The sequence below is a fragment of the Paenibacillus foliorum genome (assembly GCF_013141765.1).
GTDB classification, from domain to species: domain Bacteria; phylum Bacillota; class Bacilli; order Paenibacillales; family NBRC-103111; genus Paenibacillus_S; species Paenibacillus_S foliorum.
The window spans coordinates 288,652-308,534 of record NZ_WHOD01000070.1; the positions used below are offsets into that span (position 1 = coordinate 288,652).

The window sequence follows — 19,883 nt, forward strand, 5'->3', positions numbered from 1 at the left end:
TACAGACACTCCTGTTCACAGTTTCAACATTATTGTACACTGTTTTGGGTTTGTCAGCCAGTTATTTTTAGCAGATTCCTATATCACAACAAACAGCAAGCCAATGGCCTGCTGTCTGAGGGTATATATTATGCATATAACGGCACGAGAAGAAAATAGCCAATTAATGAAATAAGTCCAAGACTAACAGCCCCTATGCCCAAAGCACGATTACCTTGAACATAGGTGATAACACCCAATAGCGCAGCTATGGATCCGAACAGTGTCGGAAAAACAAACATAGACAAAATCCCCAGAACTAAAGCTGTAACCCCCAGCCACTTCCCATGCGTCTGTATACGTTCTTCTTGTGCTGCCGATAATTGAACAGGTCTTCTGCTTTCAATCGGAGCTTGCATAGGCTCAGCATAAGGAGCGGCTATCTCAGCTGCATACTCTTCAGTGCTGTCATGTCCTGTTTCTTTATAAAGCTGCTCTCTAGAAAAATGATTTGAATTGTTCGGATGCTCCCCTGGCTGTATGCGATTCTGTTCCTTCATGGGCATAGCCTCCCGCTGCAGAGTTACTCCTTCGGTTTAAACGTATGACAGCAAGTGTTGCCTGCACTTGACGCCACATCCTTATGGCCGTTAAAATCCTCCGCAAATTCAGAACTAAAATCAGCATTTGCGTGTTGATCCACATCAATTGCAATCGATGTGGCGGAACAATTATTGCCGTTCGACCAAAACTTACAATTGGCTACACTGCATTTCACGTCTGGCATCTTCATCACCCCCAAGCTTAATTTGCTCGGTAATGTAGATGCCTATGCTATTCGTTCAGTTGGGAATTAAGGACAAGGTACATGGCATGAGACCATAATAATGGCATCGCCGGAGGGCCCCATCTCTCCACCCATTGTTCGTAAACCTTCAGCTCAGGCAGAGCATGCGGCACTTGCTCAGGCAGTCTTCCAAGATCATCTGTTTGATTGATAATCCACTGAAGGGCTTGTCCTGCTTCCTCATCCTTACCTGCACGATGACATACCCAACCATACCAGGCTGTCAGCAGGATCCATTCTCCGCCTCCATAATATTCATCTGATATATAACGACGAATGCCTCCCTGAGACGTCTTTAGGTCGGATTCGATTTTTGCAATAGTTGCAGCCATGTTAGGTTGCTCTGGAGCAAATACATGAAAAGGCTCGCACAACCACAGAAGACTCGCATCTACCCCATCGAAACTGAGCTCATAATGATCTTTTTCTGGAGCCAGACGTATACTCTTAACAAAATGCCCTGCTTCCTTATGAACGGCATGATCAAGTAAGAACTGATGAATGTCAGCACAAACCTCATCAAGCTCAACAAACTCAGAAAGTCTCTGAATGGCCTGCAGTCCTCCATAGATACACGCAAGAGTGGATGGATGCAGTTGATCATTGCGTTCTTCCCAGCAATCAAAATTAGGCTGTTGCCAAAAGGCGCACAAGTAACGCACCGTTAATTCAACACTTTTTTGATAACATTCTGGTAAAACAGTTAACCCCATCTCTTTGCAGTGCTCCGCCAACCCCCACAGCCAAGCTCCATATCCGTCAAGTTGAAAATGTCCCCACTCAGAATGATCGTCATCTCGGCCGTCCAAATGATATCTTGTATGTAAAAATTCATGCTGTTCAATAGATTCACCACGCTCATGCTTTTGCAGAAGATGCTCAATACGCTCTTGCTGTCGGAATAACACCCTATTGACCCATTGGTAAAAAAGCTCAGCACTCTCAATCTCCCCAGCTACATCCATGGAATAAGCAATAAAGCTGCCGTCACGGAGCCAGCTAAATGTATAATGGCTAAACAACGGACTTGCTGCATAGCCCCCGCTTGAATGCTGATTCAGCCTGATGATTTGCTTGCTTACTAGCGCTAATTGCCGACTTGCAAAAGAGTATTTCCCCTTCATCCGCATGCCCCCCTAGAGTTTTCGTTGTAGAAACTTGAATCCTAAGCATAATCTTAGTGATTTTCATATGAACATGAAAGACATGCATCACATGCGATTTTTAAACAAAAAGAGATGCCACAAAGCATCTCTTTTTGTAATAACCTTATTGGGAATCGATTACACTCGCTCGCCTTGCATACGTTTTTGTGTAATGTAGTCTGTTTCATAATAAGCCAGCTCTTCGCGAAGCGTTTCAAAAATTTTGGAAAGCTCAATGGTTAGATCACGAGCTTCACGCACCGGTTTTTTACGAAAACGAATGGCGTCTTGACCTGTATATGCGTACCGGCCATCTTCTGAATAACATTCGTTTTTCGGATAAAAGAAGTTGTTTACACAACTATGATATACCTCATACAATACTTTTTCCGCATACTCCACATTGAAGGTCGGACGGCGTAAGCTAACACCAAGCTTTTCATATGCAACCTCAGAGAAAACCAGAAGGTGTCTCGTATCGGACAAATATCCTTTGTAAAAATCCTCCATTGCAGCATCAACTTCTGTGTTTAGCTGTAGCAAAGAATGCTCGTTTAAAAACTTTTCCATTTTCACAATTGCTTCGTTTAATTTAGTTTTAGTCGTTTCACATACATTTTTCACATTAAATACAGCCATGTCTAAGAACCTCCTATAATCAACCACGCCTATTTTTATGGAAATACAAATCTCTTACCATCCTACCACAAAACGCGGCTAAAAGTAATACGGAATATGTCACGATCCCATATTTCGCTTCATTGAAACTTATAAATTCGGATGTGGCAACTTCTGACTAGTCAACTTCTTAAAAACTTACAATTTCTGATGTCATAAAAAAAAATGTGGCGGGGACGCTAACACTATTCATTTCTAGGTAAAGGAGCTTGCTTAATGTGGAAATATCTTTTAACCGGTGTTCTCGTTGTTGCCTTCGGCACCCTTCTTTATCCCCGCAGCGGGAATGAAACTCAATATGAAGGTTTATCTCTATCTCCAGCCGCTGAAATGCAAATGAAGCAGGCTACGCTTAAACAAGACATGCAGTTGACCGCTGATTTATGCAGGAGCCAATGCAGCATAGAGCTTCAGAGAATGCTACAGCTAAAAACCGGAGAGTCAGCCGCAGAAAAGCTCAAGGGCTTGCAGGAGCTGCAAAAAGAGCATCCCCAAATGGAGCAGCTCATCTGGGTAACAGCCGATCAGCCTGTGGATAATGGAATCAGTGTGGGTGGGCTTAATGATGAAACCCGAGCTATAGCCGTTCCCGAATTGAGAAAAGCAAAAGCTGCAACCGACCGTGGAGACAGCTATCAATCGCCTGCATTATCAAGTAATGGAGAAACCTATTTTGTACTGGGAGTTCCATCGTCACAAGCTGGCTCTGGTCTGGTTGGTGTTGTTAAACAAAGCATCATTAAGCATGTTGAAGATCACCAATTAAAAAATTTGCGTATCGTTACCTACCCCAATGAAGGCAAGTATAAAGTCGAGTCCGTTGACTCTAGAACCTTGGAGGATGTCACGGTTAATCATCCCGAACAAAATGAAGGAACAAGCCACTATACGATCAACCAGGTCGTTGTGCGTTTTAAAAAAGAGCCCACTCCAGCTGAACTTGCCCAGATCCAGTCGGAGATTCGAACAACCCGTCCGCATCACAAATTGGGTTATACCTATGTTTTTGAATCTGAGCATATGGAAGCCAAACAATTAATGAATTATTTTCAAAAATGGAATGTGGAATATGTGGAACCCCACTTTTTGTATTTAACCAATACTACTGTACCCTTAAATTCTCAACAAACGCCTGACTCAAGCACAGCTGTTCAAGACAACACAGCGATCAAGCCTAATGATTCATTGTACCAACGTTATCAATGGAATCTGCCGCAGATTGAAACTGAGTTAGGATGGGATATAAGCAAAGGCTCAGAGGATGTTATCGTAGCTGTGGTGGATACCGGGGTTGATATGAATCATCCTGACTTAAAAAATCAGCTCATAGAAGGAATTAATGTGGTCAACACGGGAGCGCTCCCTATGGATGATGTCGGACATGGAACCCACGTAGCCGGCGTTATTGGTGCACTTGTCAATAATAATTTAGGAGTCGCCGGGATGAGCTGGTATAACCGAGTGATGCCGGTTAAGGTATTGGATCAATCGGGCGCGGGAACCACCTATGCCGTAGCGCAAGGTATTATATGGGCTACAGACCACGGAGCCAAAGTAATCAATATGAGCTTAGGCAACTATGCGGATGCAAATTTCCTGCACGATGCTGTCCGTTACGCTTATGATCATGATGTAGTTCTGATCGCTGCAAGCGGAAACGATAATACAGATCGTCCCGGTTTTCCTGCTGCTTATCCTGAGGTATTTGCCGTTGCCGCTGCAGACGCGAATAAAAACAAAGCCTCCTTCTCAAATTATGGGGATTATATTGATGTTGCGGCACCAGGCGTTAGTATTGCGAGCACCTATCCGAATAATCAATATGCAGCTTTGTCAGGCACCTCTATGGCAAGCCCGCATGTCACGGCCTTAGCTGCTCTAATTCGTTCTGCCAATCCATCATTGAAAAATACGGAAGTGATGCAAATCATACGTGACACCGCTCAAGATGTAGGAGCAAAAGGAAAAGACAATTATTTCGGTTATGGCTTAATTGATGTAGCAGCAGCCTTGAGAAGCGCCAAGGGAGTAAATGAAACAACGAAATCGCAAGAAAATGCTAATCTGGATAATACTTCGTGGACTCAACGACTGCTGGAGCTATTTCATAACAAATATTCAAAATAAATAGAATGAGCATACACAATGAATGAGCTTTTAAAATCATTTGGTATGTGTTTATTGCATCATTATCATAACAGCAAAAAAACCGCCTACTAGGGCGGTTTTTCATTGGTTTAGGAAAGCTTGCGCATAAGCCGGGTTCTGTACTTCCAGTGGTCGTATCGGGTACCACCCTCCCACCATTGAAGCGACAATCATCTATCTAGGCCAAACGTTGCCGTTTGGCTCCAGCGACCAACCCGAACGCGTCCCGGGCAGAGACTGTCTCCAAGGAGACGTGCGTTCCATTAGGTCTTGCACCAAATGGGGTTTACCAGGACATATGTCACCATATCTCCTCGTGGTCTCTTACACCACGGTTCCACCCTTACCTGTGCGTGAGTTTAACCCCACGCCATCGGCGGTCCATTTCTGTGGCACTAGCCTTCAGCTCGCGCTGACTGGACGTTATCCAGCATCATTGCCCTGTGGAGCCCGGACTTTCCTCTCGTGATTTCTCACCAGCGATTGTCTGTCAAGCTTTCCTGAGTGCATTTGCTAGTATACAGCGAAACAGAATAAAACACAACTGTAAAACCATTGCCATTTCTGCCATTCTAAAAAATGGACATTTTTCCTTATACAAAACGGAACGGTTCTGTATCAATCTGAGAGGCGAAAACTGCAGTTGCTGACTTTTTTTGTTCCAGCTTGCTGCTTAAATAATCTGCCACACCCTGCTTCATAATTTTCTCAACATTATGTCCTGGATCAATCAACGCAATACCAGCCGCGGCAGCATCCTGAGCTGTATGATAGTCGATATCGCCCGTAATGAGTACATCGGCACCCGCAAACAAAGCATGGCGTACATATCGACTTCCTGAGCCTCCAAGAACGGCTACCTTGCGTATAGTACGCTGCGGATCGCCTACAACCCTCAACGCAGGCACGCTATACGCAGTCTTAACTTGCTCGCATAGCTCCTGCAAAGTTACAGTCTCGGGAAGCTTGCCAACCCGTCCCAATCCAAAAGAGCGACCCTTGAGATCCAGTTGGTACAGATCATAGGCGACTTCCTCATACGGATGTGCCTTAAGCATGGCTTGCACTGCTTTTCTTTCAATACTTTGAGGCACAATCGTCTCCAATCGAACCTCTTGAGCCTGCTCTAGCTTGCCCTGTTGACCGGCAAAAGGCACACTGCCCGCTTCAGGAACGAACGTTCCCACTCCTTCAATATTAAAGCTGCAGTGACTATACTTCCCGATCCAACCCGCTCCCGCTTGAAACAGCGCATCACGAACACGTTCCACATGATCCACCGGTACAAACACGACCAGCTTTTTCAGCTTATCTGTATGCACATCCTCCAAAGGCGATAATGCGGTTAAACCTAACGCCTCTGCCATCATATCGTTAACTCCGCCTTCCGCCACGTCGAGATTGGTATGGGCGATATACACGGAAATATCATGTTTGATCAGCTTTTCGTAGAGACGTCCTGCAGGCGAATCTGTTTGAAGATGAGCCAGCGGCCTATAAATAATGGCATGATGAGCAATAATTAAGTTGGCGCCGAGCCGAATAGCTTCGTCAACAACTTCATTGTTTACATCAAGAGCAACGAGCACTCCTTTTATTTCTTTTTGCAAAGTTCCCAATTGCAAGCCAATTTTATCATCTGGAACCGCGTAATGCTTAGGCGCCAGCTCCTCGATTAGTTGAATGATGCTTTGTCCTTTTGCAAGCAAGCCAATACCTCCTTGATTTGCTTCATTTCCGCTTCGATGATTTGTTCTTTGCTGCGTGATTCCTGCAAGGAAGAATGGGCCAATTGACCACGTATCATTTCAAGCTTATCCAGCTCCAGCTTCCATTTAAGGAACCACACCGAAGAAGGCTGTTGAAGTAAATAAGGCCCAAGCTTCAGCTGCAATTCCTCATTTGCAATAATCCCTTCACCAACCCTACGGCTTTCATAAACCTTCTCATTAGTAATTTCAGTAAGCTGTGCGGGTACAGCCGTTAAAATCTCGTATATTTTACCATCCTCTTCGAGGATTTGCTCTCTGGTCAGGACCCAGTCATGCTCCAATAGCCACATACGAACGAAGCTTTCCCCTACATTCGGTTGAAGGATTAGCATACTAACTCCTGCAAGCTTATCTTTACCTGCTTCTAAAATGGTAGCAATCAATGCACCACCCATCCCAGCTATGGTAATAACGTCTACTTCTCCCGGTTCAATTACAGCTAGTCCGTCACCTAGCCTTACATCTATTATTGACCCTAACACGGCATCACGTACCTGCTTGGCTGCTGCTTGATAAGGGCCCAGGTTAACTTCCCCTGCTACAGCTTTACTAACCCTTCCTTGCTCAGCCAAATAAGAAGGCAGCAGCGCATGATCCGAGCCTATGTCCGCCATACGGCTTCCTACAGGTACTTGTTCAGCTATCATTTCTAACCTTTTTGACAATCTCAACATGTTAAGCAACCCACTCTGTCCATTTTTTTCGTAAAACAAATAACAAGCTTGCTTCGACAACCAATTTACCTAAAAAAGCTATTTGCACCGCATCTTCTCCGTACTCTTCGGCATAAAGCATACCATACAACTCCGGCATAAACCAAACGATACAGCTAAGCATTAGGAATACCGTACCTATTTGTTTGCTTTTCTCATGAATCATCCAACCGACCCATCCAAACAAAATACATAGAGGTACCCAGCTTAGCTCAAGCGTAAGCCAATTAATTGAATCGAGCTGGTAATGCAGCAGCCAACCGTAGCAAAACACGAGTACCACCCAACCACATAACTGAAACAATAGAAGGCGAGCAAGCAGACCTGTCAAAATCCACGCCAGACTGCAACACACTACATATCCAACCACAAGAACAGGTGCATGAACATTATGCAGCCTCATCAATATGACGCCTATAAAAAGTAAAAATAACGACGCCATTCCGAATAAGACTTGTGCTCTAACCGGCTCTTTTTTATTTTGAAGACTTCCTACGGTATAACAGCAAAATAAAAAGAGGCAGGCTACCCCCATTTGCATTGGTAAATCAAAAGCAGTAAAATTAAGAGCAGCAAAAGAAATCAGGGCAATAACACCGAAGAAGACAATCCATATTTTCCAATTACTGTTTTTTATTGACGAAGGTGTTACACCCATAATTCCTCTTGTGGAGGAAGCAGGTCGTTCTGAGGAGTCCTCTAAATATATATTTAGTAAAAAGTCACAGTAATGCTCAGGCAGCAGCTTGCTTTTACGCCAGTGTTCGATTTCACGAATTAAAATTTTTCTTTTTTCTTCCACTCTTTTCGGATCACCTCATCAACTTTTGGACAACAGCTTCCATATTCTACATCTTATCTTTTTATCGGTTGAGGTGAAACAAAAAATTAGACCTCACCGCAGTTGCGCAGCAAGGTCAATGGGTCTAATTTCATAGCAATTATTCAAGAAAGTCTTTCAAACGTTTACTGCGACTTGGATGTCTCAGTTTACGCAGTGCCTTAGCTTCAATTTGGCGAATCCGTTCCCGAGTAACACCAAATACTTTACCGACTTCCTCTAGCGTACGAGTACGACCGTCATCTAGACCAAAGCGAAGTCTGAGGACGTTCTCCTCACGCTCCGTGAGTGTGTCCAGCACATCCTCCAGTTGTTCCTTCAACAGCTCGTAAGCTGCAGCATCAGCTGGAGCTAACGCTTCCTGATCCTCGATAAAATCACCCAGATGTGAGTCGTCTTCTTCCCCGATCGGTGTTTCCAAGGAAACCGGCTCTTGCGCTATTTTCATAATTTCACGCACTTTATCCGTACTCAAATCCATCTCTTTGGCGATTTCTTCCGGTGTCGGTTCGCGTCCAAGTTCTTGCAATAATTGACGAGATACTCTAATCAGCTTGTTAATGGTTTCTACCATATGCACTGGAATACGAATGGTTCTGGCTTGGTCGGCAATAGCACGGGTTATGGCTTGACGAATCCACCATGTTGCATAGGTACTAAACTTAAAGCCCTTATCATGGTCAAACTTTTCAACGGCTTTTATCAAGCCCATGTTGCCCTCTTGAATCAAATCCAGAAACAGCATACCACGTCCAACATAACGTTTGGCGATACTAACCACTAAGCGAAGATTAGCTTCAGCCAAACGGCGTTTAGCTTCTTCATCACCTAATTCAATTCGCTTGGCCAGGCCAACTTCATCCTCTGCCGATAACAATGGAACCCTGCCTATCTCCTTCAGATACATCCGAACCGGATCATTAATTTTAATTCCCGGAGGAAGCGACAAATCGTCGTCAAAATTAAAATCATCATGCTCCTGATCGCTAGGTCTATGCTCGTTATCTTCATCCGATTCATTACCTACATCAATGCCTACCTCTGAAAGCTGTTCAAAAAATTCATCAATTTGCTCAGGGTCCTGATCGAAAGGAGCCAGCTTCTCCATAATATCTTTGTAGGTTAAAGAAGAACGCTTTTTACCTTGCTCAATCAGTTGTTCCTTTACTTGATCTAACGTCAACTCGGTCTCTATCTCGGAACGTTGATCGTTCGCCATATGCCAACTCCCTCCTCCCTAGATTCATCATCTTATAGCTATAGCTGCTTAAGATGATTTTAACTGCTTCTCCAGGGACATAATCTCATTACCTATTTGTCCAGCCAATGTCAAATCACCTAAACTTGCGGCCTTAAGCATTTCTTCTCTTTTTAGCTCAATTAGCTGCTGTTGCGGATATTTCTTTATTTCTCGGATGTAATCATCAATAACTTGACCATTGACCCCATGAGAATTACCCATCATAGCAATCGAACTTGCCAAACCTTCCAGCTCTTTTTCTTGAAGCATGGCAATGAAACTGCTTGCATTCGGCTCATACCCCTGTGCAAAATAAGCGTATAAATAAGCAGCCAGCGCCGCGTGTGCATCCACATTGAATTGATCACCCAGCTGCCGCTCTACATATTTCGTAGTATCACGGTCAAACATCATGATAGCCAATAACTGACGCTCAGCATTATGATATGCTTTAAGCAAGGAAGGCGCACGTTCCCGCGGTCTCCCATCATTCATAACATTATTCCACGCTTTGTCTTTATTATCCCCGAATTTGTTGTTTTTTTCCGATTGAAGTCTGATTTCATTCAGGTCCTGCAAAGCGGCTTCAAATGTTAGCCGAAATTCGGTCGATAATTCCCTCACATAATGTTCTCTTTCGACAGGTGACGGAATGTCCGCAATAACTTTGAGAGCTTGCTGAATGTAGCGAAGCTTATCCCCATCCTCCTGAAGTTTAAAATTTTTGCGAAAGTGAATTAATTTATATTTGATCGATGGTACGGCAGCTTCAATCACATCCCGTACAAATCGTTCAGAACCGTTAGTTGTAATATACTCATCCGGATCTTGAGAGTTGGGAAGAACAGCAATCTTCACGAGACATCCTGCTTTTTCCAAAATCGGTATGCTTTTGTACGCCGCATTTTGTCCTGCAGAATCACCGTCATAAGCAACTATTACTTGATCAGCCTGCTTACGGATCACTTCGGCATGCTCTTCAGTTAATGCAGTCCCCATGGTCGCCACACCATTTATTACCCCAGTATCCCAAGCTTTAATAACATCCATATATCCTTCAAACAAAACAATCTGCTGTTTCTTGCGTATTTGCGGGCGGGCAAGATGTATGTTGTACAAGCTTCTGCTTTTATGAAAGAGCATGGACTCCGGGCTGTTCAGATATTTGGGCTGTGCATCTCCCATGGCTCTGCCGCCAAAAGCAATAAGCCTGCCCTTCCAATCATGAATCGGAAAAATAATCCTATCCCGAAACTTATCGAAGTAGCCTTGTCCGTCCTGTCTTACAGAAAGAAGTCCTCCTTTTTCCATTAACGGTAAGGGGAATTGCCGTCTTTCCAACAACTGGGATAACGTATCCCAAGGGGCGGGGGCATAACCAATGCCAAAGGTTTCGATCAGTTTGTCATTCAAGCCGCGCGAACGTAAATATTGCATAGCCTGCTTACCCTGCTCGGTGTTCTTCAGTATATACTGATATAGCTTACCGGTCAGTTCGTAGGCTTCCAGCAGCTTCGTTTTGTCCGGATTCTGCTGCGAGCGGCCGTCTGCTGCAGGATCAATTCCAATATCCAAGTTAGCTTCTTGAGCCATTTGGCTTATTGCTTCTGCAAAAGAATAACCTTCCATGGCCATTATGAACTGAATCGCGCCACCACCAGCTCCGCAACCAAAGCAATGATAAATCTGCTTTTCAGGTGTCACAGTAAAGGACGGCGTTTTCTCCGAATGAAAAGGACATAGCCCCTTCATATAGTGGCCCTGCTTGCTCAAATGGACGTAACGGCCAACCACATCGACAATATCATGATGCTTAAGGACCGCCTCAATAATTTCTTCAGGAATACGTCCGTTACTCATCCTATCCACCTTCAATCAAATTAACACGTAATAATATTCGCTATTGCTCTGAATTATCCTGCAAGCGAAGTAAAACTTTTGTCAAAGTTTGTAGAAAAATCTGCCGATCCTCGTCAGTAAACGGCTTAGGTCCTTTGGAATGCTTGCCTCCGCGTCGCTGTTTCGCTTGCTCATGTCTGCGATCAAGTAAAAAATCAATAGTGCGATCGTTGTAATTTTGGCCTCGATTCGACAATGCTATCGCTTTCTTACCCAACGCAAGTGCAGCCAAGCCAAAGTCCTGTGTTATTAATACGTCGCCGGGAGCAATACGATTCGCAATATACAAATCTACTGATTGATCCGACCGGTCCACTTGTATGATTTGGACTCCCTCCATTGGGGCGAGTCGGTGGTCATATGAAGCCACCATCATAACTTGAACTTGAAACTGTGCTGCAGCCTTAACGATTTCTGGCTTAACCGGACAAGCGTCAGCATCGACCATAATTTTGAATGGCATAGTAAGTCCACCGAAGTCCTTTTTAAGTACTATCGTAATAGTTGTTTATAAAAACTGCTTATAAACGTACTTTTAAAACATGCACTAATATTATATACGATGAAGAAATAAAAAATCCTGCTGAGTGTATGTAAAAAAGCAGATATCTATCTTCCGTGATACCAATCGATAATTAAGCTTGCGGTTTCCTCCACAGCCTTATTCGAAACATCAATAACTGTGCAGCCTATCCTTTTCATTATCTTATCCGCATATTCAAGCTCCAGATTAATTCTTTCGACATTCGCATACATAGCTGTCTGCGGCAGGCCTAAAGTTTTTAAACGTTCTGAACGAATAATGTTCAATTTTTCAGGAGTGATGCGAAGGCCGATTATTTTTTTGCTAGATACACTAAACAACTGCTCAGGCGGCTGAATTTCGGGAACTAGAGGAACGTTTGCCACTTTAAATTTTTTATGTGCAAGATACATGGATAGCGGCGTCTTAGAGGTTCTTGATACACCAACTAATACGATATCGGCCTGAAGCACTCCTGTGAAGTCTCTTCCATCGTCATATTTGACAGCGAACTCTACGGCTTCGACCTTCTTGAAATAATCTTCATCCAACGGATGTATCATACCAGGCTGATGGCGTGATTCCTGCTGCAGCTTTTTTTCAAGCGCTCCCAGAATGGGTCCAAGTAAGTCAATATATTTAAGCTGATTACGTATGGATTGCTCAACCAAATAATCTCGCAGTTCGGGAATAACAAGCGTAAATACGATGATGCCATCCCGTTCCTTCGCAGTCTGAATCAACCTATCGATGCCCTCGTGATTTTCCAAAAACGGTACAACCCGAACATCGACTTGCTGCGGATAAAACTGAACCGCCGCCGCGCGTACAACAGACTCCCCGGTCTCCCCTGCCGAATCAGAGGCTATGTATATGACGGGATTCTTCCTCTCTGCCATGAACCCACCTCTTTCTGCGAAACAAAGTAAAAACTAATGCCTTCTGCTCAAAAAAACATCTCGTCCTCAAGTCCATATTAGACTAAAGACGAGAGTCCATCTTTTATGTTAATATAATATATTACCAAAGCCAAATAAAAATGTCAAAACAATTTTTATGTAGTACTTTTAAAATTTAAATGCCATACTTGTCCATTTGATCCAAGAAATTTCTCGATTTTAAAACGAGCCCAATATGTGTGTCAAAGTAACTGCGCATTAGCTTCTTTAGGCTTTCTTTGGTTTCCGGTTTCACGTCTATCTGTCCAAGCCGTCGGATATCCATACGAGCAAAAAGACGGATCAACTTAAGAGTCCCAGCAGACAGCGGCAAAGCTTGCGGATCCTTGGATCGGCACCTGTCGCATAATATGCCGCCCATACCAGCGCTAAACCGCATCTCCCCACTGCTGCTTCTGCAGGAAACACATTCATCTAGTTCAGGCTGGTAGCCTGACTGCATCCATATTTTCATTTCATAAATATGCATGATGATTTGCATATCCTTGTCACTATCAAGTCCTTGATAAGCCGCCAGCAGTTGCTCGTATAGAAAAACATTGGCTTCCTGATCCCCAAGCATTCGGTCCGTTAATTCCGCCATATAGGAAGCGTAGGATGTTTTATACAGCTCTTCCCTAAGATGATGATTCGATTCAACTATGTCTGCGTGATTTAATGTGCCTAACGTACCTGATTTGAAAAACAAATAGTCGCCACAGGTAAATAACTGGGCAACCGATGAGTAACGGCTTTTCACTTTTTTGGCGCCTCTAACAATAATGGCGACCTTTCCTATCTCACGAGTGAACAACGTAATTATCTTGTTGTTTTCTCCGTAATCCATACTGCGGATGACGATTCCTTGCACTCGGTACTGCATCGCCAGTTTCCCCCAAGCCTAATAAAACTATTGTAACAAATCTTCCTGATTGGTCTCCTCCTCCGAATCGTCATCAGAAGTCGGATCAGAAATTTCTTTATAAAGCAGGTAGGCATCCACATCACCGGTTATTGAAAAATACTTCCACGAAAAATCTCTCATGTGTATCAATCTCCTCTCCTACAAGCTTCTGAAAGAAGCTGCTTTGTAAGCATAGGCTCTAAGCTTAAGAAGGAAACTGGCTTCTGAACAAAGGCTTTCTGCTTCAGCAAGACGGAATGATGCCTGTTGATAGGAATAGGATGATACTAAAGGCGTGAAAGTATCCTAAGCAATAACTGGCACTGAGCTATTAATCGTTACGGAAGCCAAGATCCTTCAATACCCGCTCTTGATTACGCCAATCTTTTTTCACTTTTACCCAAAGCTCAAGGAACGTTTTAGATCCAAGCAGCGCTTCGATATCTTGACGTGCTTTTTGTCCAACTTCTTTTAAGAGCGCTCCTTTTTTGCCGATAATAATACCTTTTTGTGAATCACGCTCGACAAATATTACAGCAGAAATATGAACGACACCATTCTGTTCAACCTTCATATCCTCTATTGACACAGCTATTGAATGTGGAATTTCCTCGCGGGTCAAGTGAAGAATTTTTTCCCGGATCAGCTCCGCACACACAAATTGCTCCGGATGGTCGGTTATTTGATCAGCCGGATAATATTGCGGACCCTCAGACAAATACTTCGTAACCTGCTCCAATAACGTGTTAACGTTGTTTCCTTTAATAGCAGAGATAGGAACTATTTCCGCAAAGTTGTACAAATCCTTGTAAGCTGTAATTACTGGTAAAATGGCTTCCGGTTGGACTTGGTCGATTTTATTCATAACCAAAATAACCGGAGTTTTCACTTTTTTCAAATTCTCGATAATAAATCGGTCGCCGCCACCCAAGCCTTCTACCACATCAATCAGGAACAGCACAGCATCCACTTCACTAAGTGAACTCTCTGCAATTTTCATCATGTGCTCGCCCAGCTTGGATTGAGGCTTATGGATACCCGGGGTATCCAGGAATACGATTTGAGAATCATTGGTTGTGTAAACACCATGAATTTTGTTACGAGTTGTTTGTGGTTTGTCTGACATAATGGCGATTTTTTGCCCGATTACTTGGTTCATTAATGTTGATTTACCGACATTGGGACGGCCGATAATGGCTACAAAGCCTGATTTGAATATTTTTTTACTTGATGCTGTCATTAATTATTTTCCTCCATTGAGATCATTGCTGGTGAAAGCTCCCGGTAGAAGCTCGGCAACAGTCGTTTCCGTTATGTCTCCATTAATATTTGCCATATATACTGGCATGTCAGGCGAACAAAGCTCAATCAACACTTGGCGGCACACTCCGCAGGGAGTGATTGGCTGCGATGTATCACCAACAACTGCGATAGCTTTGAAAGATTTCGGCTGCGCTCCATCCGCAATGGCTCGAAAAAGAGCCGTACGTTCTGCGCAGTTTGTTGGTCCATAAGCTGCATTTTCCACATTGCAGCCCCTATATACCGTACCATCACTCCCAAGGAGCGCGCTACCCACTTTGAATTGCGAATAAGGAACATATGCTCTTTCTCTTGCTTCTAAGGCAATAGAAATAAGTTGCTGCCGTTCCATCCTCATCGCTCCTTTATAAATTCATCAAATAATAGGCTAAAACCGCGATAAAACAGCCGATCATTGCCCCCAGCACAAGCGCTGGCATCGATCTACTACGTTTGTCGTATAGCACCAGCATGACCATGAAAGCTAATAAATAAGCTAATAATGCAATTAATGTAATGGTAACATAACTGGCGATAAACGTCGAAATTGCAAAAGCAACAGCTGCTAGCAGGCTTGGCCGCGCGCGATTGCCTGTCGTGGAAAACCTTGTTTCTACCACAATGACTGTAATCATAACCAAACTCAATAATACCCAGACCATACCTGCGGAAAAGGAATGCCCTTCTGAAGAACGAACATTTATGAATAGCCGGTCGATTGGGTCGTAAAATACAATCATCCCCACCATAGCGGCAAAAGCCGCAGACACCAGTACGGAGGCTGCGGCGACATCCTTGGCTATTTTGGCCAGCGGATGGAGATCCGGCATGGCAAGGTCTACAGCCTTTTCAACAGCCGTATTGATTAATTCGGTAACAATCATCAAGGTAATAGCCAATAAAATAAACAATATTTCCAGCTTCGGCAGTCCTAAATATAAAGCCAACAACAGCACGACAAAAGCGGCAAAAAAATGGAACTTCATGTTGCGCTGTGTAGATAAGGCGTATTTCACTCCTTCGTAAGCGAACCGGAAGCTTCTGTGCCACTTCACCTGCTGTCTCATCTTAAGAGACCTGCCTGCTGTAATATTTGCTCCTGCTTCGCAAACATTTCTTTCTCCGATTCCTCGTCTTGATGATCATATCCGATCAAATGGAGAAAACCATGAATGAACAAAAAGCCGAGCTCACGTTCTACCGAGTGTCCGTAATCCTCGCTCTGAGCAATGGCTCGCGGCACAGAAATGATGATATCGCCAAGCGGCTCCTCAAACATTGCTTCTCCGTCCTCATCGAACTCGTCGCTGTCCTCTTCAAGCTCTTCATCCGAATCGCTTGACTTGTCTAGCTGCTCTGCGTCGCTTAGGTCATCATTTTGCACGAAATTATCCTCATTAAAGATAATTTCGAGTTCATCATCTCCAACTTCCTGCATGGCAAAAGAAAGTACATCAGTAGGCTTATCTATTCCTCGATATTCTTTGTTCAGGCGGTGAATTTCTGCATCATCAACAAAGGTTAATGCTACTTCACCTTCGTCCACCTGTTCCGCTTCACCTGCGAGACGTAGAAGCAGCTCCAGCTTAGCTACGAATTCCGGTGAAATCTCAAATTCAGTTTGTTCACTATTCCATTCCAAGCGTAAGCTCATGAGGTTTAACTCCTTTTTGTCTGCTTAAGAGCGTCTGTCTGCGCCGGCAGATCGTTAGGGTATTCGATTCTAGAATGAAAAATACCGAGTAAAGTTTCATTCAATGTTTTGGCGATTTGATCCAGTTCTTTGATGGTCAAATCGCATTCGTTAAACTGTCCATCATCCAGCCGACCTTTGCTGATTCTGCGTACCATGGTGTCAATCTGCTCCAAAGTAGGACTTCGCAGAGAGCGCACAGCTGCCTCAACACAATCCGCAATACCGACAATGGCAGCTTCTTTTGACTGCGCTTTAGGACCCGGGTAGCGGAAATCCATTTCATCCACAGGCTTCGTTTGCCCCTCAGCCTCAGCTATTTTCTTAGCCTTATGGTAAAAAAATTGCAGCAGCGTCGTACCATGATGCTGTTCCGCAATATCTCGAATCGGCTTCGGGATCTGATATTCCTTCAGCATCTCAACGCCATCACGAGCGTGAGCTACGATAATCGATTTGCTTAATTCCGGATCCATTTTATCATGCGGATTTTCGATATTGGTTTGATTTTCAATAAAATATACCGGACGTTTCGTCTTCCCAATGTCGTGATAATATGCGCCAACCCTGCACAGCAGCCCATTAGCCCCAATTGCTTCCGCTGCGGCCTCCGCCAAATTGCCCACCATAATACTATGATGGTAAGTACCCGGCGTTTCCGTTAGCAGCTTACGCAACAAAGGGTGATTAGGATTAGACAGCTCCACCAATTTTAATGGAGACAAGATACCGAAAGCAACTTCAAAGAAAGGTAGAAGACCTATAACAAAAACAGCTGTGAGCAACCCGCTGCCAATAGTAAAAGATAGAGCGACCAAGGCATTTTTACTCGATTCATGTCCTTCAAGAAGCAGCAGCGAGGCAACAAGAACCATCCCAAGCAAAGAGACGACCATCCCAGCCTTCAAGATCGAGGATCTTTGGCTGGCTCGTTGAATGGAAAAAATCGCTGCAAATGAAGTCACAAACGTTAACAAGGCATATCGAAAGTCGAACGGTTGCAAATGGTCTGTATTGAAAATAACACTCGCCATGATCGCAAACAGAACTGTAGCAACATAAGCAATACTTGTATCGAGTAAAATGGTTATCAGCATAGCTCCCATAGCAGAAGGCGCTAAAAAACCAATATACGGATAATCTAAATTTTGCACAAGTGAAAACAGCTTCATACCGAACAAGGTAATTAAAAGTATGAGTACTAGCATTAACAGCTGTGCGTTGTTATTTTTGATCGATTGAGAGCTCTGCCGGATAAACATGAATATAAAAAGACTAAACATAGACACCAGCATCATTAATCCAATTTTGGGCCAGTTGCTCGACTCGTCTTTCAACATTTCCAGACTGCTTAATCGCAAATACATCTCGTCAGTAATCTGGTCGCCTTTCTTAACCAACACTTCATTCTTGTTAATAAAGATCGGCTTCACATTATCGCGTGCATGGCCTTTCGCCTCGTCCGTTCCTTTTTGATCAAAAAACTTATTGGGCGTAATTGCCGTTCTTACAAGCTCCTGCACAATTTCCCTTGCCGTGCTTTTACTTAAGGTCGAGCTGTTGACCAATTCCGCTACCTTAGCCCTCACTGTCTGAGCATCCAGAATTTGATCACTCATCAAGCGGTTTACAATTTCTTTGGCTACCGGCTCCATAGCGATTAAGTCTTCCTTCAATAAACGCGGCAATTTATAAAACGTTTCTTCCGGTATGCGATATTGCTGCTCGACAATCTTTTTCTTCATTTCTTCAAGCATTACATCGTTATATTGACCACTGCCCGTGTACATTTTCACTTGCTTGTCGGTATGTACTTCTATGATATTAGGAATGACGGTTTTATAAATATTGACCTTATCGCCAAGCGTCACTTCAGCGTCCGCGTTGATTTGCTGCAGCTTTTCGAAAATAGATTCAACAAGCTGATCATTCTTCAATGATACGATTTTGTATACGGGCTGGATGCGCTGAGCGGCATCTTCCTTGGCTTGTTCCGTTGCAATAGCATTCTCTATCGCACGCGGAGCGATAATGTCCTTCTCGGCATGTGATCCTTTTTGAATATCATAGGTTTGGGGAATGAACTTGTTTGTAAGGGCCAGATAGAACACCACTGTAAGCAGTAAAAACAGAAGAAAGCGCACAAGTGCGCTATATTTCCAACCCGATAGTCGGTATTGAAATTTCCCTTGAATTGAAGCCTGGTTTTTCATAATCGAAAGGTCATCCCTTTCTCTGCGCTACTTTTCTTGTTCTTTATGATAAGCAACGATGATTTTTTGAACCAAGGAGTGTCTGACAACATCTGCATCGGAAAACTCAATAAATCCTATCTCTTCAATGCCCAATAAAATGCGTCGAGCTTCAACTAGCCCTGAATTTTTGCCGCGAGGCAAATCAATTTGTGTTACATCTCCGGTAATGACCATCTTAGAGCCAAAACCGAGTCGAGTCAGAAACATCTTCATTTGTTCTGGAGTTGTGTTCTGAGCCTCATCTAATATGATAAAGGAATCGTCCAAAGTCCTGCCTCGCATGTAAGCAAGCGGAGCAATTTCGATCAATCCCCGTTCTAACGATTTGACCACCTGTTCCGGTCCCAGTACGTCATTAAGAGCATCATACAATGGACGTAAGTAAGGGTCAACCTTTTCCTGTAAATCTCCAGGCAGAAAGCCTAAACTCTCTCCAGCTTCAACCGCAGGACGTGTCAGAACGATACGTTTGACTTTACCTTCCTTAAGCGCTGCTACAGCAAGCACGACCGCAAGATAAGTTTTTCCAGTACCAGCCGGACCGATCCCGAATACGATGTCGAGCTTCTTGATCGTTGAGACATATTGCTTTTGACCGATCGTCTTAACACGAATGGGCTTGCCCTTGTGAGTAACGGCGATATCGCCCTTGAATAAATCCAACAATTGATCCGCTTTCATTTGCTTGGCCAGCTCTAACGCATACTTTACGTCCCGCTCGCTTAGAATATAATTGTTGCGCACGAGCTCCAGAAGCACTTCAAACAGCTGCTGCAGGGATTGTAATTCTCCCGGTTCGCCTTGGATAACGATCTCTTCCTCACGAGATTGAATCTTAGCAGTGGTATGCTGCTCAATCAAATGCAGGAATTTATCCTGTGGACCAAACAATGACAATCCCTCGGACGTATTTTTCAAAGCAACTTTCACAAAGCTAGCATTATCAATCAACAGGCCTCTTCTCCTTCGAGCTTGCTTTAGCAAGACTTTCATCGTAATCATCAGC

20 protein-coding genes and 1 other RNA gene are annotated in these 19,883 nt (G+C 43.8%); 1 reads left to right on the top strand and 20 read right to left on the bottom strand.

What is annotated here, in order from left to right:
- Window positions 1-128: 128 nt before the first annotated feature.
- The 4 genes from GC093_RS19940 to GC093_RS19955 all read right to left on the bottom strand — a co-directional run bounded on the left by GC093_RS19940 (window position 129) and on the right by GC093_RS19955 (window position 2,610).
- The gene (locus tag GC093_RS19940; protein WP_171653632.1) at window positions 129-539 is read right to left on the bottom strand and encodes a hypothetical protein; all 411 of its coding nucleotides are present in this window, start codon (window positions 537-539) and stop codon (window positions 129-131) included.
- 23 nt (window positions 540-562) lie between these two features.
- Window positions 563-766 carry a DUF1540 domain-containing protein gene (locus GC093_RS19945; RefSeq protein WP_171653633.1) on the bottom strand — a complete coding sequence of 68 codons (204 nt, stop codon included), beginning with the start codon at window positions 764-766 and terminating at the stop codon, window positions 563-565.
- 47 nt (window positions 767-813) lie between these two features.
- Window positions 814-1,950 (bottom strand): glycoside hydrolase family 15 protein, encoded by a 1,137-nt coding sequence (locus tag GC093_RS19950; protein WP_171653634.1) that lies wholly within the window; start codon window positions 1,948-1,950, stop codon window positions 814-816.
- Window positions 1,951-2,109: 159 nt separating this feature from the next.
- Window positions 2,110-2,610 carry a YpuI family protein gene (locus GC093_RS19955; RefSeq protein WP_171653635.1) on the bottom strand — a complete coding sequence of 167 codons (501 nt, stop codon included), beginning with the start codon at window positions 2,608-2,610 and terminating at the stop codon, window positions 2,110-2,112.
- A 255-nt stretch (window positions 2,611-2,865) separates the two neighbouring features.
- Between GC093_RS19955 and GC093_RS19960 the strand changes: the two genes are divergently transcribed.
- Entirely contained in the window at window positions 2,866-4,776 is a 1,911-nt protein-coding gene (locus GC093_RS19960; RefSeq protein WP_171653636.1) for a S8 family peptidase, read from the top strand.
- Between the two features lie 111 nt (window positions 4,777-4,887).
- Here the strand turns inward: GC093_RS19960 and rnpB are convergent.
- The 16 genes from rnpB to GC093_RS20040 form a co-directional block, all read right to left on the bottom strand.
- An RNA gene (gene rnpB / locus GC093_RS19965) (RNase P RNA component class A) lies at window positions 4,888-5,296 on the bottom strand.
- 94 nt (window positions 5,297-5,390) lie between these two features.
- Window positions 5,391-6,506 carry a Nif3-like dinuclear metal center hexameric protein gene (locus GC093_RS19970; protein ID WP_171653637.1) on the bottom strand — a complete coding sequence of 372 codons (1,116 nt, stop codon included), beginning with the start codon at window positions 6,504-6,506 and terminating at the stop codon, window positions 5,391-5,393.
- Window positions 6,473-7,243, bottom strand: a complete 771-nt coding sequence (locus GC093_RS19975; RefSeq protein ID WP_171653638.1) for a tRNA (adenine(22)-N(1))-methyltransferase — start codon at window positions 7,241-7,243, stop codon at window positions 6,473-6,475. Before GC093_RS19975 ends, GC093_RS19970 begins: the two co-directional genes overlap by 34 nt.
- Window position 7,244: 1 nt before the next feature.
- Window positions 7,245-8,084: a hypothetical protein gene (locus tag GC093_RS19980; protein WP_171653639.1), complete on the bottom strand. Its 840-nt coding sequence runs from the start codon at window positions 8,082-8,084 to the stop codon at window positions 7,245-7,247.
- A gap of 139 nt (window positions 8,085-8,223) precedes the next feature.
- On the bottom strand, window positions 8,224-9,342 hold the full coding sequence (rpoD, locus tag GC093_RS19985; protein ID WP_171653640.1) for an RNA polymerase sigma factor RpoD: 1,119 nt from the start codon (window positions 9,340-9,342) through the stop codon (window positions 8,224-8,226).
- A 48-nt stretch (window positions 9,343-9,390) separates the two neighbouring features.
- Window positions 9,391-11,223 (bottom strand): DNA primase, encoded by a 1,833-nt coding sequence (dnaG, locus tag GC093_RS19990; RefSeq protein WP_171653641.1) that lies wholly within the window; start codon window positions 11,221-11,223, stop codon window positions 9,391-9,393.
- A 40-nt stretch (window positions 11,224-11,263) separates the two neighbouring features.
- Window positions 11,264-11,725 carry a YaiI/YqxD family protein gene (locus GC093_RS19995; protein WP_171653642.1) on the bottom strand — a complete coding sequence of 154 codons (462 nt, stop codon included), beginning with the start codon at window positions 11,723-11,725 and terminating at the stop codon, window positions 11,264-11,266.
- 146 nt (window positions 11,726-11,871) lie between these two features.
- Window positions 11,872-12,684 (bottom strand): pyruvate, water dikinase regulatory protein, encoded by an 813-nt coding sequence (locus tag GC093_RS20000; RefSeq protein ID WP_171653643.1) that lies wholly within the window; start codon window positions 12,682-12,684, stop codon window positions 11,872-11,874.
- A 175-nt stretch (window positions 12,685-12,859) separates the two neighbouring features.
- A complete protein-coding gene (recO, locus tag GC093_RS20005; RefSeq protein ID WP_171653644.1) occupies window positions 12,860-13,606 on the bottom strand; it encodes a DNA repair protein RecO in 747 nt (248 codons plus the stop codon).
- Window positions 13,607-13,633: 27 nt separating this feature from the next.
- Window positions 13,634-13,768 carry a YqzL family protein gene (locus GC093_RS20010; RefSeq protein ID WP_171653645.1) on the bottom strand — a complete coding sequence of 45 codons (135 nt, stop codon included), beginning with the start codon at window positions 13,766-13,768 and terminating at the stop codon, window positions 13,634-13,636.
- Between the two features lie 190 nt (window positions 13,769-13,958).
- Window positions 13,959-14,867 (bottom strand): GTPase Era, encoded by a 909-nt coding sequence (gene era, locus GC093_RS20015; RefSeq protein WP_171653646.1) that lies wholly within the window; start codon window positions 14,865-14,867, stop codon window positions 13,959-13,961.
- A gap of 3 nt (window positions 14,868-14,870) precedes the next feature.
- Entirely contained in the window at window positions 14,871-15,281 is a 411-nt protein-coding gene (locus GC093_RS20020; RefSeq protein ID WP_171653647.1) for a cytidine deaminase, read from the bottom strand.
- Window positions 15,282-15,294: 13 nt separating this feature from the next.
- Window positions 15,295-15,996 (bottom strand): diacylglycerol kinase family protein, encoded by a 702-nt coding sequence (locus GC093_RS20025; protein ID WP_171653648.1) that lies wholly within the window; start codon window positions 15,994-15,996, stop codon window positions 15,295-15,297.
- Window positions 15,993-16,583 carry an rRNA maturation RNase YbeY gene (gene ybeY / locus GC093_RS20030; RefSeq protein WP_171653649.1) on the bottom strand — a complete coding sequence of 197 codons (591 nt, stop codon included), beginning with the start codon at window positions 16,581-16,583 and terminating at the stop codon, window positions 15,993-15,995. Before ybeY ends, GC093_RS20025 begins: the two co-directional genes overlap by 4 nt.
- Before the next feature lie 5 nt (window positions 16,584-16,588).
- Complete coding sequence (locus tag GC093_RS20035) at window positions 16,589-18,835, bottom strand: HD family phosphohydrolase (RefSeq protein ID WP_171653650.1); 2,247 nt, start codon at window positions 18,833-18,835, stop codon at window positions 16,589-16,591.
- A 27-nt stretch (window positions 18,836-18,862) separates the two neighbouring features.
- A complete protein-coding gene (locus GC093_RS20040; protein ID WP_312886579.1) occupies window positions 18,863-19,825 on the bottom strand; it encodes a PhoH family protein in 963 nt (320 codons plus the stop codon).
- Window positions 19,826-19,883: the final 58 nt, after the last annotated feature.

What these genes read in the sequence shown, in the direction of transcription:
- GC093_RS19940 (WP_171653632.1), bottom strand. Translation starts at nt 539, where the DNA reads ATGAAGGAACAGAATCGCATACAGCCAGGGGAGCATCCGAACAATTCA.
- GC093_RS19945 (WP_171653633.1), bottom strand. Translation starts at nt 766, where the DNA reads ATGCCAGACGTGAAATGCAGTGTAGCCAATTGTAAGTTTTGGTCGAAC.
- GC093_RS19950 (WP_171653634.1), bottom strand. Translation starts at nt 1,950, where the DNA reads ATGAAGGGGAAATACTCTTTTGCAAGTCGGCAATTAGCGCTAGTAAGC.
- GC093_RS19955 (WP_171653635.1), bottom strand. Translation starts at nt 2,610, where the DNA reads ATGGCTGTATTTAATGTGAAAAATGTATGTGAAACGACTAAAACTAAA.
- GC093_RS19960 (WP_171653636.1), top strand. Translation starts at nt 2,866, where the DNA reads ATGTGGAAATATCTTTTAACCGGTGTTCTCGTTGTTGCCTTCGGCACC.
- GC093_RS19975 (WP_171653638.1), bottom strand. Translation starts at nt 7,243, where the DNA reads ATGTTGAGATTGTCAAAAAGGTTAGAAATGATAGCTGAACAAGTACCT.
- rpoD (WP_171653640.1), bottom strand. Translation starts at nt 9,342, where the DNA reads ATGGCGAACGATCAACGTTCCGAGATAGAGACCGAGTTGACGTTAGAT.
- dnaG (WP_171653641.1), bottom strand. Translation starts at nt 11,223, where the DNA reads ATGAGTAACGGACGTATTCCTGAAGAAATTATTGAGGCGGTCCTTAAG.
- GC093_RS19995 (WP_171653642.1), bottom strand. Translation starts at nt 11,725, where the DNA reads ATGCCATTCAAAATTATGGTCGATGCTGACGCTTGTCCGGTTAAGCCA.
- GC093_RS20000 (WP_171653643.1), bottom strand. Translation starts at nt 12,684, where the DNA reads ATGGCAGAGAGGAAGAATCCCGTCATATACATAGCCTCTGATTCGGCA.
- recO (WP_171653644.1), bottom strand. Translation starts at nt 13,606, where the DNA reads ATGCAGTACCGAGTGCAAGGAATCGTCATCCGCAGTATGGATTACGGA.
- GC093_RS20010 (WP_171653645.1), bottom strand. Translation starts at nt 13,768, where the DNA reads ATGAGAGATTTTTCGTGGAAGTATTTTTCAATAACCGGTGATGTGGAT.
- era (WP_171653646.1), bottom strand. Translation starts at nt 14,867, where the DNA reads ATGACAGCATCAAGTAAAAAAATATTCAAATCAGGCTTTGTAGCCATT.
- GC093_RS20020 (WP_171653647.1), bottom strand. Translation starts at nt 15,281, where the DNA reads ATGGAACGGCAGCAACTTATTTCTATTGCCTTAGAAGCAAGAGAAAGA.
- GC093_RS20025 (WP_171653648.1), bottom strand. Translation starts at nt 15,996, where the DNA reads ATGAGACAGCAGGTGAAGTGGCACAGAAGCTTCCGGTTCGCTTACGAA.
- ybeY (WP_171653649.1), bottom strand. Translation starts at nt 16,583, where the DNA reads ATGAGCTTACGCTTGGAATGGAATAGTGAACAAACTGAATTTGAGATT.
- GC093_RS20035 (WP_171653650.1), bottom strand. Translation starts at nt 18,835, where the DNA reads ATGAAAAACCAGGCTTCAATTCAAGGGAAATTTCAATACCGACTATCG.